The organism is Aeromonas sp. 19NY04SH05-1 (assembly GCF_040581895.1).
In the GTDB taxonomy this organism is placed as follows: Bacteria; Pseudomonadota; Gammaproteobacteria; order Enterobacterales; family Aeromonadaceae; genus Aeromonas; species Aeromonas enteropelogenes.
Genome location: NZ_CP095328.1, coordinates 1,785,957 through 1,800,581 on the forward strand (window position 1 = coordinate 1,785,957; position 14,625 = coordinate 1,800,581).

The 14,625-nt window shown below is 61.4% G+C and carries 14 protein-coding genes and 1 other RNA gene; 10 read left to right on the top strand and 5 right to left on the bottom strand.

The annotated features are described in order from the left end of the window. The first annotated feature begins 20 nt into the window (after positions 1-20). The 6 genes from tgt (at position 21) to nlpI (ending at position 5,870) form a co-directional block, all read left to right on the top strand. Positions 21-1,157 (top strand): tRNA guanosine(34) transglycosylase Tgt, encoded by a 1,137-nt coding sequence (gene tgt, locus MRK42_RS08290; RefSeq protein ID WP_026456613.1) that lies wholly within the window; start codon positions 21-23, stop codon positions 1,155-1,157. 55 nt (positions 1,158-1,212) lie between these two features. Beyond that, positions 1,213-1,548, top strand: a complete 336-nt coding sequence (yajC, locus tag MRK42_RS08295; RefSeq protein WP_201977238.1) for a preprotein translocase subunit YajC — start codon at positions 1,213-1,215, stop codon at positions 1,546-1,548. 18 nt (positions 1,549-1,566) lie between these two features. After that, positions 1,567-3,420 (top strand): protein translocase subunit SecD, encoded by a 1,854-nt coding sequence (secD, locus tag MRK42_RS08300; RefSeq protein WP_042024953.1) that lies wholly within the window; start codon positions 1,567-1,569, stop codon positions 3,418-3,420. A 9-nt stretch (positions 3,421-3,429) separates the two neighbouring features. Then, positions 3,430-4,377 (top strand): protein translocase subunit SecF, encoded by a 948-nt coding sequence (gene secF, locus MRK42_RS08305; RefSeq protein WP_061475436.1) that lies wholly within the window; start codon positions 3,430-3,432, stop codon positions 4,375-4,377. 86 nt (positions 4,378-4,463) lie between these two features. After that, positions 4,464-4,832: a rhodanese-like domain-containing protein gene (locus MRK42_RS08310; protein ID WP_338612160.1), complete on the top strand. Its 369-nt coding sequence runs from the start codon at positions 4,464-4,466 to the stop codon at positions 4,830-4,832. 93 nt (positions 4,833-4,925) lie between these two features. Then, entirely contained in the window at positions 4,926-5,870 is a 945-nt protein-coding gene (gene nlpI / locus MRK42_RS08315; RefSeq protein ID WP_324606633.1) for a lipoprotein NlpI, read from the top strand. A 683-nt stretch (positions 5,871-6,553) separates the two neighbouring features. Here nlpI and MRK42_RS08320 read toward each other — a convergent pair. From MRK42_RS08320 to MRK42_RS08330, 3 genes are read right to left on the bottom strand one after another with little or no spacing between them, the layout of a single operon-like run. After that, positions 6,554-8,086, bottom strand: a complete 1,533-nt coding sequence (locus MRK42_RS08320; RefSeq protein ID WP_338612161.1) for a tripartite tricarboxylate transporter permease — start codon at positions 8,084-8,086, stop codon at positions 6,554-6,556. 9 nt (positions 8,087-8,095) lie between these two features. Further along, positions 8,096-8,527 carry a tripartite tricarboxylate transporter TctB family protein gene (locus MRK42_RS08325; protein WP_338612162.1) on the bottom strand — a complete coding sequence of 144 codons (432 nt, stop codon included), beginning with the start codon at positions 8,525-8,527 and terminating at the stop codon, positions 8,096-8,098. Positions 8,528-8,542: 15 nt separating this feature from the next. After that, positions 8,543-9,529: a tripartite tricarboxylate transporter substrate binding protein gene (locus tag MRK42_RS08330; RefSeq protein ID WP_156130285.1), complete on the bottom strand. Its 987-nt coding sequence runs from the start codon at positions 9,527-9,529 to the stop codon at positions 8,543-8,545. A 159-nt stretch (positions 9,530-9,688) separates the two neighbouring features. Between MRK42_RS08330 and tctD the strand changes: the two genes are divergently transcribed. Then, on the top strand, positions 9,689-10,363 hold the full coding sequence (tctD, locus tag MRK42_RS08335) for a transcriptional regulator TctD (RefSeq protein ID WP_042024946.1): 675 nt from the start codon (positions 9,689-9,691) through the stop codon (positions 10,361-10,363). 43 nt (positions 10,364-10,406) lie between these two features. Continuing rightward, complete coding sequence (locus MRK42_RS08340; RefSeq protein WP_338612163.1) at positions 10,407-11,753, top strand: sensor histidine kinase N-terminal domain-containing protein; 1,347 nt, start codon at positions 10,407-10,409, stop codon at positions 11,751-11,753. Positions 11,754-11,812: 59 nt separating this feature from the next. Here MRK42_RS08340 and ssrS read toward each other — a convergent pair. Together ssrS and zapA are read right to left on the bottom strand one after the other, a co-directional pair. Beyond that, positions 11,813-11,995: non-coding RNA, 6S RNA (gene ssrS / locus MRK42_RS08345), on the bottom strand. Between the two features lie 15 nt (positions 11,996-12,010). Then, positions 12,011-12,346 (bottom strand): cell division protein ZapA, encoded by a 336-nt coding sequence (gene zapA, locus MRK42_RS08350; RefSeq protein WP_026458364.1) that lies wholly within the window; start codon positions 12,344-12,346, stop codon positions 12,011-12,013. A gap of 173 nt (positions 12,347-12,519) precedes the next feature. On the opposite strand from zapA, the gene MRK42_RS08355 reads away from it, so the two are divergent. Next, positions 12,520-13,089 (top strand): UPF0149 family protein, encoded by a 570-nt coding sequence (locus MRK42_RS08355; RefSeq protein ID WP_042024943.1) that lies wholly within the window; start codon positions 12,520-12,522, stop codon positions 13,087-13,089. A gap of 213 nt (positions 13,090-13,302) precedes the next feature. After that, a complete protein-coding gene (ubiH, locus tag MRK42_RS08360; protein WP_338612454.1) occupies positions 13,303-14,541 on the top strand; it encodes a 2-octaprenyl-6-methoxyphenyl hydroxylase in 1,239 nt (412 codons plus the stop codon). Positions 14,542-14,625 lie beyond the last annotated feature (84 nt).

A 14,625-nucleotide genomic window follows, 5' to 3' on the forward strand; every position in this document is an offset into this window, starting at 1 on the left:
TGACTGAAACCGAGGTAGCAATGAAATTTGAATTGAAAACCACTGACGGCCGCGCCCGTCGCGGTCAGCTGGTATTCGAACGCGGTACGGTACAGACTCCGGCCTTCATGCCGGTCGGTACCTATGGCACCGTCAAGGGGATGACCCCGGAAGAGGTGGCCGAGACCGGTGCCCAGATCCTGCTTGGCAACACCTTCCACCTCTGGCTGCGTCCGGGTCAGGAAGTGATGCGCGCCCACGGCGATCTGCACGACTTCATGAACTGGCAGGGACCGATCCTGACCGACTCCGGTGGTTTCCAGGTATTCAGCCTGGGGGATATTCGCAAGATCACCGAGGCGGGCGTGCATTTCCGTCACCCCATCAATGGCGAGAAGATCTTCCTCGACCCCGAGAAATCCATGGAGATCCAGTACGATTTGGGCTCCGATATCGTGATGATCTTCGACGAGTGCACCCCGTATCCGGCCACCTATGAAGAGGCGCGCAAGTCCATGGAGATGTCCCTGCGCTGGGCCAAACGCTCCCGTGACAAGTTCGATGCCCTCGGCAACAAAAACGCCCTGTTCGGCATCATTCAGGGCTCCGTCTACGAGCCGCTGCGGGATGTGTCGCTGGACGGCTTGCTGGAGATCGGCTTTGACGGTTATGCGGTCGGCGGTCTCGCCGTGGGTGAACCCAAAGAGGACATGCACCGCATCCTCGAGCACGTCTGCCCGAAAATCCCAGCTGACAAGCCGCGCTACCTGATGGGGGTGGGCAAGCCGGAAGATTTGGTGGAAGGGGTGCGCCGCGGTATCGACATGTTTGACTGCGTGATGCCGACCCGCAACGCCCGCAACGGCCATCTGTTCACTACCGATGGGGTGGTCAAGATCCGCAACGCCAAGCACCGTGACGACACCAGCACCCTGGATGCCGATTGCGATTGCTACACCTGCAAAAACTACAGCCGCAGCTATCTGCACCATCTGGACAAGTGCAACGAGATCCTCGGCGCCCGTCTGAATACCATCCATAACCTGCGTTATTACCAGCGTGTCATGCAGGGTTTGCGGGACGCGATCGAGCAGGGTAAATTAGACGACTTTGTAACAGAGTTTTACCGTCGGCAAGGGAAGCCTGTGCCTCCACTCGCTGAAAATGACGTGAAATAACAACAGCGTATCAGCTCGTTATCTTTGTGAATCTACATCAATAAGAGGTTGTTAAATGAGCATTATCTCCAAGGCATATGCAGAAGGCGCAGCTCCGGCAGCACAGGGTACAGGCATGGAAATGATCATCATGCTGGCCGTGTTTGGTCTCATCTTCTACTTCATGATCTACCGTCCCCAGGCCAAGCGTGCCAAGGACCATCGCAACCTGATGAGCTCTCTCTCCAAGGGTGATGAAGTGCTGACTTCCGGTGGCCTGGTTGGCAAGATTGCCAAAGTGGCAGCTGACAGCGATTACCTGGTGATCGCCCTGAACGACCAGACTCAAGTCACCATCAAGAAGGACTTCGTTTCTGCCGTTCTGCCCAAGGGCTCTATCCAGTCCCTTTAATCTCCCGAGGAGCACAGCGTGTTAAATCGCTATCCGCTGTGGAAATACCTGATGGTGATCGTGGTGATCGCCATCGGTTTTCTATATGCAGCCCCCAATCTTTACGGCGAAGACCCGGCCTTGCAGGTTTCTGCCAGCCGTGGTGCCGAAGTCAAGCTGGAAACTCTTGACCTGGTGAAAGAGACGCTCGAGGCGGCCAAGATCCCGGTCAAACATGCGGCGTTCGAGCACGGGCTGATCCTGGTACGTTTCAAGAACACCGAAGATCAGCTCAAGGCGCGTGATATCGTCGCCAATAAATTGGGCGATGACTTCATTACCGCGCTCAACCTGGCCCCTTCCACTCCCGCCTGGCTCGAAGCTATCGGCGCGGCGCCACTGAAACTCGGTCTTGATTTGCGCGGTGGCGTGCACTTCCTGATGGAAGTGGACATGGCTGAGGCGCTGGCCAAGCAGCAAGAGCAGATGGTGCAGGATTTTCGCACCGAACTGCGTACCCAGAAGATCCGCTACTCCGGCGTGCGCCGGGTCGGTGATCAGGTACAGGTGGTGTTCCGCGATGAAGCGGATCAGGAGCGTGCCGTTTCCCACCTGCGTCGCCAGAACCCTGATTTGACCTTCACCACACAGCAGAAAGGGGATGAGTACATCCTGCTGGCTGGCTTGAGTGAAGCCAAGATCAAGGAGGTGAAGAAGTACGCGCTTGAGCAGAACATCACCATCATCCGCAACCGGGTGAACGAGTTGGGTGTGGCCGAGCCGCTGGTACAACAGCAGGGTGCCGAGCGTATCGTGGTGGAGCTGCCTGGTATCCAGGACACTGCCCGTGCCAAGGAGATCCTGGGTGCGACTGCGACCCTGGAATTCCACATGGTCGACGAGACCGCTGATATCCAGGCTGCCGCCGCCGGTCGTGTCCCGCCGAGCTCCAAGGTGTATACCGATCGCAATGGCCGCCCGGTGGTATTGCACAAGCGGGTCATCCTGACCGGCGATCACATCGTGGGTGCCCAGTCCGGTTTCGATGAGTACAGTCGTCCCCAGGTCAACATCAAGCTGGATGGCCAGGGTGGCAACAAGATGGCCAACTTTACCAAGGACAACGTGGGTAAAGGTATGGCGACCGTCTTCATCGAATACAAGCCGGTGGGTCAGCCTGGTCCGGATGGCAAGCGCAAGTTCCGCAAGCAGGAGGAGGTGATCAACGTCGCCACCATCCAGTCGCGCCTTGGCAGCCAGTTCCGCATCACTGGGATCGACAACGCCAACGAAGCCCATAACCTGGCGCTGCTGTTGCGTGCCGGTGCCCTGATCGCCCCGATCCAGATCGTGGAAGAGCGCACCATAGGCCCGAGCCTGGGTCAACAGAACATCGACAGCGGTATGGAAGCCATCGGCTGGGCCATGCTGGTGATCGTGCTGTTCATGGGGATCTACTACCGTGCCTTCGGTTGGGTTGCCAACCTGGCGCTGTGCATGAACTTGGTGCTGATCGTCGGCATCATGTCGATGATCCCGGGGGCCACCATGACCCTGCCAGGCATCGCCGGTATCGTGTTGACGCTCGGTATGGCGGTGGATGCCAACGTGCTGATCTATGAACGTATCCGGGAAGAGCTGCGCAACGGGCGCGGGGTTCAACAGGCTATCCACCTGGGCTTTGATCGTGCTTTCTCGACCATCGCCGACTCCAACGTCACCTCGCTCATCACCTGTGTGATCCTGTTCGGTATCGGCACTGGCCCCATCAAGGGCTTTGCCCTGACGCTGGGCATCGGTCTGACTGCCTCCATGTTTACTGCCATCACGGTATCTCGCGCCATTATCAACCTGGCATGGGGTGGACGGCGTATCGACAAGCTGCCCATCTGAGGAAGAGACATGTTTCAGATCCTACATTTTGAAAAACCCATCCCCTTTATGCGTTTCGCCAAACCGGGTGTGGTGTTCTCTTCCCTGCTGATGGTGATCTCCCTGTTCTTCCTGTTTGATCGGGGCCTGAACTGGGGTCTGGACTTCACCGGTGGTACCACCATCGAGGTGGGGTTCCAGCAGTCGGTGAGCCTGGAGAAGATCCACGACGTCCTGGCCGAGCAGAAAATTGAAGGGGCAACCCTGCAACACTTCGGCTCCAGCCGTGACGTGCTGTTCCGCCTGACCCCGCAAGAGGGGGTCAAGGTCGAGCAGCAGGGCAACGAGGTGCTGGCCGCTGCCAAGCTGATCGACAAGGATGCCGTGCTCAAGCGCGTCGAGTTTGTCGGTCCTTCGGTGGGTGACGAGTTGGCGACGGACGGTGCGCTGGCGATGCTGGCCTCCATCCTCTGTATCCTTGCCTATGTGGCGGTACGTTTCGAATGGCGTCTGGCCATGGGGGGCATTCTCTCCCTGGTGCACGACGTGGTGATCACCCTCGGCGTCTTTGCCTACTTCCAGTACGAGTTTGACCTGACCGTGCTGGCAGCCCTGATGACGCTCGTGGGTTACTCCCTGAACGATACCATCGTCGTGTTCGACCGCCTGCGGGAGAACTTTCGCAAGGTGCGCAAGGGGGATACCGAGTACATCCTGGATCTCTCCATGACCGAGACCCTGAGCCGTACCATCATCACCTCCGGCCTCACCTTCGTGGTGGTGCTGGCGCTGCTGCTCAAGGGCGGCGCGCTGATCCACGGTTTTGCCGTGGCCATGGTGATCGGTGTGGCCTTCGGTACCTACTCTTCCATCTATGTGGCGAGTGCGTTTGCCATGTTTCTCGGCGTCAAGCGCGAGCACATGCTGCCAACCCAGGTCGAGAAAGAGGGTGCGGATCAACAAGAGATCCTGCCGTAACCATGAAAAAGAGCGCCGCTGGCGCTCTTTTCTTTTGTCTGCCTGTCGTATGCTGACGCAGATGATTCAAGTCAGAGGAGTTTGCCATGCAACACAATCCCCGTTTTCTGGCGCTGGTCGAAGGGATCCGCGCTCGGGTCGAGGAGACAGACGTTCACCAGATCCGGCGTTGGCAGGAGGAGGGACGTACCTTCATCCTGGTCGATGTGCGCGAGGAGAGCGAATGGGCCAACGGCCATTTGCCAGGGGCCGTCTATCTGGGGCGAGGGGTGATAGAGCGCGATATCGAGACCCGTTACCCGGATCCGGCGACCAAACTCTACCTCTATTGCGGGGGCGGATTTCGCTCGATCCTGGCGGCCGATAATTTGCGCCAGATGGGGTACAGTCGGGTTGTCAGCGTCGATGGCGGTTTTCGGGGATGGAAGGATGCTGGATACCCTGTCGAATCCTGATTTATTTGATGGAGAGGGGCTCAGCCACATGACAAAGTGGTTGTTGCCCTTTACCATATGCGAGGTCAAGAAGCGTCAGCGTCGGAGTGTTCATTGAACGTCAGGAAAGGGATTGGATGCCTCCTTGGTATCCTGTTGTTGCTTCCTATGTGGGGTTGCAGCAGTAGCAGTCAGATCAACACCCCGAAAGAGCCCAAGCCGCAGCCCGCGTCACTGGTTTTGGCGACCCCTCTGCAGGTCTCCTACCAGAGCGAGCTGGCACTGGCGCGCCTCGGGCAGATGCTGAGCGAAATGGAGTTGACCACGGAGCAGCGAGCAGAACTCTTCTATGAGCGTGCCGTCGTTTTCGATCGGGTGGGGCTGCGCTCCCTCGCGCGACTGGATTTCAACCGTGCCCTGCGGGAGAAACCGGATTTTGCCGAAGCCTACAACTTCATCGGTGTCTATCTGGTGCAGCAGCAGAACTATGACGAAGCCTACGAGGCATTTGATTCCGCCCTCGAACTGGCTCCCGATTATGATTATGCCTACCTCAACCGCGGCATCGCGCTCTATTACGGCAACCGCCCCGATCTCTCCGCCGCCGACATGAAGCGCTTCTATGAGGCGCAGCCGGAAGATCCCTATCGGGTGATCTGGCTCTATCTGGCCGAGCAGAAGCTCGATCCCGCCGCCGCCATGAGTCGGATGCGCGAGCGCCTGAACAAATATGACGACGATGCCTGGAACTGGGATCTGGTTCGCCTCTATACCGGCGAGATCAATGCCAGCAAACTGATGGCCAACGTGGTCAAAGGGGTGAAGGACAATCGCGAACTCGCCGAGCGCCTGTGCGAGACCTACTTCTATCTGGGCAAATTAGAATTGGGCAAGGGCAATCGCAAGGAGGCCATCAGCTACTTCAAGCTGGCGCTCTCCAACAACGTTTATGACTTCATCGAACACCGCTACGCCCTGCTCGAGCTGGAGCTGATGGCGCGCAAACCCTTGCCGCCGGGAGCCCAGAGTGCCCGCAGCAAAAGCGATCAACCATCTTGAACGCGTGTCATCACACCTGGCCCTGAAATAGGTCTACACATTTCCGGCTAGCTTTTCGTTACTTGGAACCCCCGCTGCACCACATCGGGGGTTTTGTATTTCAATGCCTGATGCGACCGCTTCAGGTTGTCAATGTTTATGGTCTGGGTTGCATCGGCAGGCGGTGCCCGGCCAATATCCGGTACAGCCTATCCCGTCCATCCCTCAGCCAGGCCTCATCCTGATTCTTCAACAAATAATGCAGCTTGCGGGTCCCCACCCGTGGCTCTTCGCAATAGTACCCATTGTACGTAGCGTACTACGTGCAAACAAATGGTCAGCTTGTCGACTTGCCATTGCGAGAGGGCTTGTCGAGTCGCATTTTTATGGGAGAGGCGCCGTAATCGTTCTTCCGCACATCGACCACGGTCTCGAAGAACCGGGCCTGCCGGTTAATGAGCGCCCATTGCTGCTTGAGTTCATTGATGAGCTGTTCGGGTTGCCGGGGTCAGGTGTGGAGGTGCTTCAGTCTGCGCGCCGGGATACCCCCTGTTCCAACTTTGCCGACGCGACCATCCCGGAGCGGTTGAGCTGCCACTACATCTGTAAACCATATTCAGGGCGGAACACACAGAGATAAAAGAGGGCCCCACCCTGTGAGGCCCTCTTGTTATGGGATGGCAACCTTAACGAGGTGCACAGTGTCAGGAACCGGATCCCGTGCTGGCCTCTGACATGGTTGCGGCACTCTTGCGCCGGCGCAGCACGCGCACCAGGGGAGGCAGGGCGATGACCAGCACCGCCAGAACCAGCAGGCTCTGGCTGATGGCGCTGCCCCACAGGATGTCGAGCTCGCCGTTGCTGATAGAGAGTGCCCGGCGCAGGTTTTGCTCCAGCATCTCCCCGAGCACGAAGCCCAGGATCAGCGGCGAGAGGGGGAAGTTGAGCTTGCGTAGCACATAGCCAAACACCCCGAGACCGGCCATTAGCAACAGATCGAAGGTGGTGCTGTGCACCGCGTAGACCCCCACCGCCGAGACGGTGGCGATGGCCGGGGCCAGGAACCAGAGCGGGATGCTGAGCATGCGGGTGAACAGCCCGATGAGGGGGATGTTCATGATGAGCAGCATGATGTTGGCCAGCAGCAGGGCGGCGATCAGCCCCCAGACGATATCCGGTTGCTCGGTGAACATGGTCGGACCCGGGGTGATGTTGTAGAGAGTCAGGGCCCCCATCATCACCGCCGTGGTGCCCGAGCCCGGCACGCCCAGGGTCAGCATGGGGATGAAGGAGCCGCAGGCGGAGGCGTTGTTGGCCGCCTCGGGGGCCGCCACGCCGCGGATGTCCCCCTGGCCGAAGGTGCCTTGCGGGCCGGCCAGGCGCTTCTCGGTCATGTAGGTGAGGGCGCTGGCGATGGTGGCGCCGGCCCCCGGCAGGATGCCGACGAAGAAGCCGGCGATGGCCGAGCGCAACATGGTGCCGGTGCACTGGGTCAGCTCGCGGAAACTGAACAGCAGGCGGCCGGTCTGGCGCACCAGCTGCTGACCCCCCTTGGTGTGCTCGAGCATCAGCAGGATCTCGCTCACCGAGAAGAGGCCGATCACCACCACGATGAACTGGATCCCGTCCGACAGGTGCACGCTGTCGAAGGTGAAGCGGTAGACGCCGGTGTTGGCATCGACGCCGACGGTGGCGAGCCCCAGGCCAATCAGGGCGGCGAGGAAGGACTTGAGCGGGTTCTGGCTCATCATGCTGCCAAGGCAGGCGATGGCGAACACCATGAGGGCGAAGTACTCGGCCGGGCCGAAGGCGAGCGACCAGCGGGCCAGGGCCGGGGCGAACAGTATGATGCCGCCGATGGCGAGCAGGGAGCCGACGAACGAGCTCACCGCCGAGATGGAGAGCGCCACCCCGGCGCGTCCCTGCTTGGCCATGGGGTAGCCGTCGAGCGCCGTCATGATGGCGGCGGCGTCCCCCGGCACGTTGAGCAAGATGGAGGAGATCCGCCCGCCGTACTCGCAGCCGATGTAGACGGTGGCGAGCAGGATCAGGGCCGACTCGGGGGGCAGTTTCAGGGCGAAGGCGAGGGGCAGCAGGATCGCCACACCGTTGATGGGGCCGAGCCCCGGCAGCAGCCCGACCACGGTGCCGACGAAGCAGCCGATGAGGGCGATCAGCAGGTTTTCGGGGGTGAGGGCCACCGCGAAACCTTGCGCAAGGTACATCCAGGTATCCATGACAACTCCTTAGGCCAGCCAGGCGCCGAGCGGCAGGGTGACATCCAGCAGCCGGTCGAAGGTGTAAAAGAGGCAGATGCCGAGCAGGGGCCCGGCGATGAGGGCGGCGCGCCAGCTGGCGCCAAACAGCCGCCCGACCACCACGGTGAGCAGGGTGGTGGCGAGCGGAAAGCCCAGCCACTCAAAGCCCCAGCCGTAGGCAAACAGGGCCAGCACCATGGCGGCGATGCGCAGCAGCGCGGGAAGCTCCGGCCAGCTGGCCGGATCCGGCGTGCGCCTCAGCAGCAGCAGGGCGCAGCCGGCCATCAACAGGCTGATGACCAGCGGGAAGGGGCGCGGCCCCACCGGCTCGTAGCTGTATTCGCTGTGCAGCTGCCAAGCGAGGGCGGCGGCCCCCAGGCTCAGCAGCAGCCAGCACAGGGCAAACAGACGATCGCTCATGGTGCTGGCTCCCTCTTACTTGGCCAGACCGAAGGCCTTGGCCTGCTCGCGATAGTCGGCGACCTGGGCCTTGACGTAGCTGTCCAGTGCCTCGCCGGTGAGATCGAACTCGAACAGGCCGCGCTGATCACGCTGGGCCTTGAAGGTGTCGGTCTTGACCAGTTGATCGAAGGTCTGCTTCCACCACTGGTACTCGGCGTCGCTCACCTTGGGGCCCACGTAGAAGCCGCGAATGACCGGCCACTCCAGGTCATAACCCTGCTCCCTGGCGGTGGGGATGTCGGCCAGCTTGCCCGGCAGGCGATCCTTGGCAAACACCGCCAGCACCTTGAGTTTGTCGCCGCCAAGGTGGGGCACCATCTCGCTCAGATCGCCGGAGACCGCCTGCACGTGGTTGCCGAGCAGGGCGGTGACCGGCTCGCCACCGCCTTCAAAGGCGACGTAGCGCATCTTGTGGGGATCGACCCCTGCCAGCTTGGCCAGCAGGGCGGCCTTCATCCAGTCCTGGCTGCCGATGGAGGCGCCGGCGCCGATCACCACGCTGTTGGGATCGCGTTTGAGGGCGGCGACCAGCTCCTTGAGGTTCTGGTAGGGGGCGTCGTGGCGCACCGCGATCATGCCGTAGTCGGTGCCAACGGCGGCCAGCCAGCGCACGTCATCGACCCCGTAGCGGCCGAACTTGCCCTGGGAGAGGTTCAAAAGCGAACCGCCGGAGAAGGCGACCACTGTGCCGGCCTCGGCCGGACGCTGGGCCACGATGGCGTTGTAGGCCACGGCGCCAACGCCGCCCGGCATGTAGGTGACGCGCATCGGCTTGTCGATGGTGTTGGTCTCCTGCAGGCTCACCTGCAGCAGCTTGCAGGTGAGATCGAAACCGCCGCCCGGTTTGGCGGGGGCGATGCATTCGGTCCGATCAGGGGCGCTGGCGGTGTCGGCAGCTTGCAGTGGCAGGGCACCGAACAGGGCCAGCAGGGCGAGGGCATGACGTGTGTGTTGCTTCATGGAGTGCTCCATCTTGTTGTTGTTTTTTCCGGGTGTGACCTCGTCGGTAGACGAGGTGATGCGAAATTGTTAAAACAACAACCTTTCATTCACCTTTCAGCCGTTGCTGAATTGCTGGGAGCGTGAAGTGGATCACACCTCGCAGTATGGGGAGACGAGATGCGGTTACTGCTGGCCGAAGACAATCATGAACTGGCGCACTGGCTTTCGCGGGCCTTGACCAGCGCCGGATTCGCCGTGGATTGGGTGGCTGACGGCGACAGCGCCGATCAGCTGCTGCGCCAGGAGCGTTATGCTCTGGCGATCCTGGATATCGAAATGCCCAGGCTGGATGGGCTGACAGTGCTCGGCCGGTTGCGCCGCCGCGGCCAGGGCTTGCCGGTGCTGCTGCTCACCGCCCGTGGCGCGGTAGAGGAGCGGATCTGCGGTCTCAATGCCGGCGCCGACGACTATCTCGCCAAGCCGTTCGATCTGGGGGAGCTCGACGCCCGTCTGCGGGCGCTGCTGCGACGCAGCGAAAGTGGCGGCGCCGAATTGCGGCTGGGGCAGCTGATGCTGCATCCGGACGGTTATTTCGTGGTGAATGACGCCAGGCTGGCCCTGACCCCGCGCGAGCAGGCGCTGCTCACCGCCCTCATGTATCGCCAGGGGCGACCGGTGGCCAAGGGGCAGCTGTTCGAGCAGGTGTTCAACCTCGATGACGAGGTGGGGAAGGAGAGCATCGATCTCTACATCCACCGGCTGCGCAAAAAGCTCGTCGGCAGTGGCGTGGTGATCACTACATTGCGCGGGCTGGGTTATTTGCTGGAAGCGGCGCCGGAGGCTTCCCATTAACCGCTCGCTCCTTCATCAACTGCTGCTGTTTCTTGGCGCTCCCTTGCTGATCCTCTGGGGGGCGTCGGCCTGGTACAGCTACTACGGCGCCCTGGCCGCCGCTACCCAAGCTTATGATCGCACCCTGCTCGCCTCGGCGCGCACCGTGGCCGAGCGCCTCGATGTGCAGCAGGGGCGGCTGCGGGTCGATGTCCCCTACGTGGTGCTCGACAGCTTCGAGCGCAACATGCGCGATCGCCTCTTCTATCAGGTGCGCTCGCCATCCGGTCGGGTTATCTCGGGCTATGAGGAGTTGCCGGCGAGGCCGGACAAGACGCCGCTCACCGACCGTTATCCGGCGCTCGCTTACTTCTATGACGGGGAGTATCAGGGCACGCCTATTCGCGCCGTCGCCCTGCTGCAGCCGGTTAACGAAGGAGGTCTGAGCGGCATGGCCACCATCACGGTGGCCGAAACCCTGATGGGGCGTCGTGAACTCGCCGAGCAGCTGTTGTGGCATGCGGTGCTCTCTCAGGGAGCCCTGGTGGCCCTGACCCTGCTGCTCGCCTACCTGCTGCTCAAGCGCCTGCTTACCCCGATGCGCCGTTTGTCGCGCGAGCTATTGCGCCGCGATGCCGCCAACCTGGCGCCGCTGCCGGACTTGCTCCCCTGGCAGGAGACCCGGCCGCTTATCCTCGCCTTTAATCGCCATCTGGCCAGATTGCGTCAGCTGGTGGCCCGTCAGGAGCGCTTCAGCGCCGATGCGGCGCACCAGCTGCGCACCCCGCTGACCATACTGAAGACCCAGGTGGAAGTGGCCCGCAGCGGTCACGATCCCGTCCTGATGCAGGAGAGCCTGACGGCCATGGCGGCCCGGCTCGATCACACCATAGCGCTGACCGAACGCTTGTTGCTGCTCGCTCGCCTCAAATCCGACGAGTGCTCCGGCCTTCGCCAGCGCGAGCCCATCGAACTGGTGGCGCTGGTGCAGCAGGCTTGTCTCTCCCGCTTGGCACAGGCGCGCAGCAAGGGGATCGATCTCGGCTACGAGGGGGAGGAGTCCGCCATCATGATGGCCGGGGAGCCGCTGCTGCTCGGGGAGCTGTGTGCCAATCTGCTGGACAACGCCATCAAGTACAGCCCGGCAGGTGGCACTGTGACGGCGCGGGTGCAGGCCACCGGTAAGCAAGTCTGGCTGGAGGTGGAAGACAGCGGTCCCGGTATCGCCCCCGAGCAGGCCGAGCGGGTTTGGCTGCCGTTCCAGCGGCTCGAAAATGGTGCCGATCAGCCCGGCGCCGGCCTTGGCCTCGCCCTGGTGCGCGACATCGCCCACTACCATCATGGTGAGGTGTTGTTGCTGCCTGCGCCGCAACTCGGCGGCTTGCTGGTGAGGCTGAGCTTGCCGGTGTGAGGCAGGCGAGGGGAGAATAAAGAAAAAGCCCGTCACCATGGTGACGGGCTTTTTGCTGTTGGAACCCCGGAGATGCCGTTGCCGGTTTGGGCCCTTGAACCGTCGGTTCAAGGCGGGGATCGGATCTGACCGCAGGCTTCTCGGTCGTGCCGAGCATGCGCAATAGCCAGAAGGCAGATCCCCTGTTTGGTATGAATATCGGCTCGGGGACTTGAACCGGCTGACAAACACCCCAGGGAATTTAAAACGGTGCGAGATTAGGGCTGTTGCCCCTCTTCTTCGCTGGAATCACCATACTGTCCGTGCTCTATCAAGGCCGCTTCTATGGTGCGTTGCAGCATCTTGATCCGCTTGTCCATGGTCTCAGAGTATTGGTGGTTTTTCTCTTTTTCAAGGCAGAGCTCATGGCAAAAATTGAGCGCCGCCATCACAGCAAGCTGTTCGTTGCTGGAGACTTTGGAACGTTGACGCAGGTCGATCAATTTTTCGGTCAGCTGCTCGGCGGCCTGGCGCAGGGCATCCTGTTGTCCCAGGGGACAGGATACCTTGTAGGGACGTCCCAAAATGACGATTTCTACGGCCTCTGTGCTCATGCCTTCCTCAATACGGCGAAGAAACTTTCCGCCTTTATCCACGTGGACAACTGGGCGGGACTATATAGCGCAGATGCATAACTTTCAAGGCCTTGCTGGCTCTGGAAGAGGGAGAATGCTAGGATCCTGACCATAAATTTTGCAAACTTGCATGAACTTTGAGCGGATCCACTATGAGCAAGACAACCCCCCTTAACTATGCGGCCGTGACGGCCATCATGGAGCAGCATGAGCTGATGGCCAGTGCGGTCGAGGCTCACGGTGTGATCTGTGGTCTGGTATGTGGTGGCGTGGCGCTGGATGAGAAGAGCTGGGTGCCCCATTTCAACGATCTGGTGAACGACGGATTCGGCCTGCCAGCCCCGGTGCGCCAGCTGATGACCGATCTTTATCACAATGTGGTCGAGAGCCTGATGGCGCAAAAAGGGGTCGAGCTGCTGTTGCCCGGCGACGAGACGCCGCTGGATGAACGCATCGATTCGCTGGTGGACTGGTCCCAGGCGTTTCTGGCCGGTTTCGGTGTGGTGCAGCAGGAACTCTCCCGCGCCTCGGAAGAGCTGCAGGAGATGATCCAGGATATCGCCAGCATCACCCAGGTCTCTGCCGAGTTCGATCAGGAAGATGACGAGAACGAAGCCTCCTTCCTGGTGCTCTACGAGCACGTCAAGCTGGGGGTCATGATGGCCTTCGAAGAGTTTGGCAAGCGCCCGGACAGCCCGGTTACCCCGCCGACCCTGCATTGATGGGCAGATTGTGGTGACAGATCACCCTTTGTCACCTACTGAAAGAACAGAGCGCCCCGTGGCGCTCTTTTGTTATGGCAAAGTGATTGCAACGTGATGGCAAAGGCTGACTAACCCTGTGAGCTGACACCGGTTTTTTGCCGCCAACCGCGCAACCGGCCTCGCCCTTTGTGGTAGCATGAGGCTACGTTTTTGACTTCTCCTTCTCTGCTTATGTCCCAATCTGATGTGCGACAGGTCGATGTGACCCTGGTCGGTGGTGGAATGAGTGGTGCCGTGCTGGCGCTCTCTCTGGCGGCCCTGCGCAAGCCCGATGGATCGCCCCTGTCGATCCTGCTGCTGGAGGCCAGTGCCCCCGACATCCATGCCTCTGCACCGGCTCACCCGGGCTTCGATGCCCGCGCCATCGCGCTGGCGGCGGGCACCTGCGAGGCGCTGGAGCGGCGCGGCCTCTGGCATCTGTTTGCTCCCTACTGCGCCCCCATCACCCATATTCATGTCTCGGATCGGGGCCACTGCGGCCAGACTCGCCTGTCAGCGGCCGAATACGGTCTGCCTGCCCTGGGGCAGGTCATTGAACTGGCGGCCGTGGGCCACGCCTTGCAGCAGGCCATGGCTGCCTGCGAGCAGATCCGGGTGGTGTGCCCGACTCGGGTCGGCGATATCCAGCCCCGGCAGGAGGCGGTCAGGCTCACGCTTGAGAGCGGCGAGCAAGTGGAGACCCGGCTGCTGGTGGCGGCCGACGGGGGCAACTCCTTCGTGCGCCAGCACTTCAAGCTGGCGGTGACCCGCCACGATTTTGAACAGAGTGCCATCATCGCCACCGTCAAGACCGCCGAAGATCCCGCCGGCCGCGCCTTCGAGCGCTTTACCGAGCAAGGTCCCCTGGCCCTGCTGCCGATGCAGGAGGGGCTCTCCTCTTTGGTCTGGAGCGTCGCGCGTCATGAGGTGGACGAGCTGATGGGGCTGGATGAGGCCGCATTCTTGGTCCGCCTGCAGGCGGCGTTTGGTTGGCGGCTGGGACGTTTCGAGCGCACCGGTCAGCGCCACGTCTATCCGCTGGTATTGACCGCCTGCGACTATCCGCTGGCCCAGCGCACCGTGCTGGTGGGCAATGCCGCCCACGCCCTGCACCCTATCGCCGGTCAGGGCTTCAATCTCGGCATGCGGGATCTCGATCTGCTGACCGACGCCATCGCCAGCGCCCTGGCGGCGGGGGAGGATATCGGCAGCTTTAGCGTACTCAATGGCTACTGGCAGCAGCGCAAGGTCGATCAGGCGCAGACCGTCTGGCTCACCTCCTCGCTGGCCCAGCTCTTCTCCAATGGTCACGATCCTCTGGTGGCGGGACGCAATCTGGCGCTCTCCCTGATGGGGCGGCTCCCCTGTCTCAAGGCGCCGCTTGCCTCCCGTACCCTGGGCTTTGTCGCCGATGTGTGTGGCAAGCGTTAAGGGGCCCGGGGCCAACTTATGCTGAAAGGGGAGGTGCGATGGCGCCCCCTGCTGGCCACGCTGGCCAGCCATGAAAGGAACAGA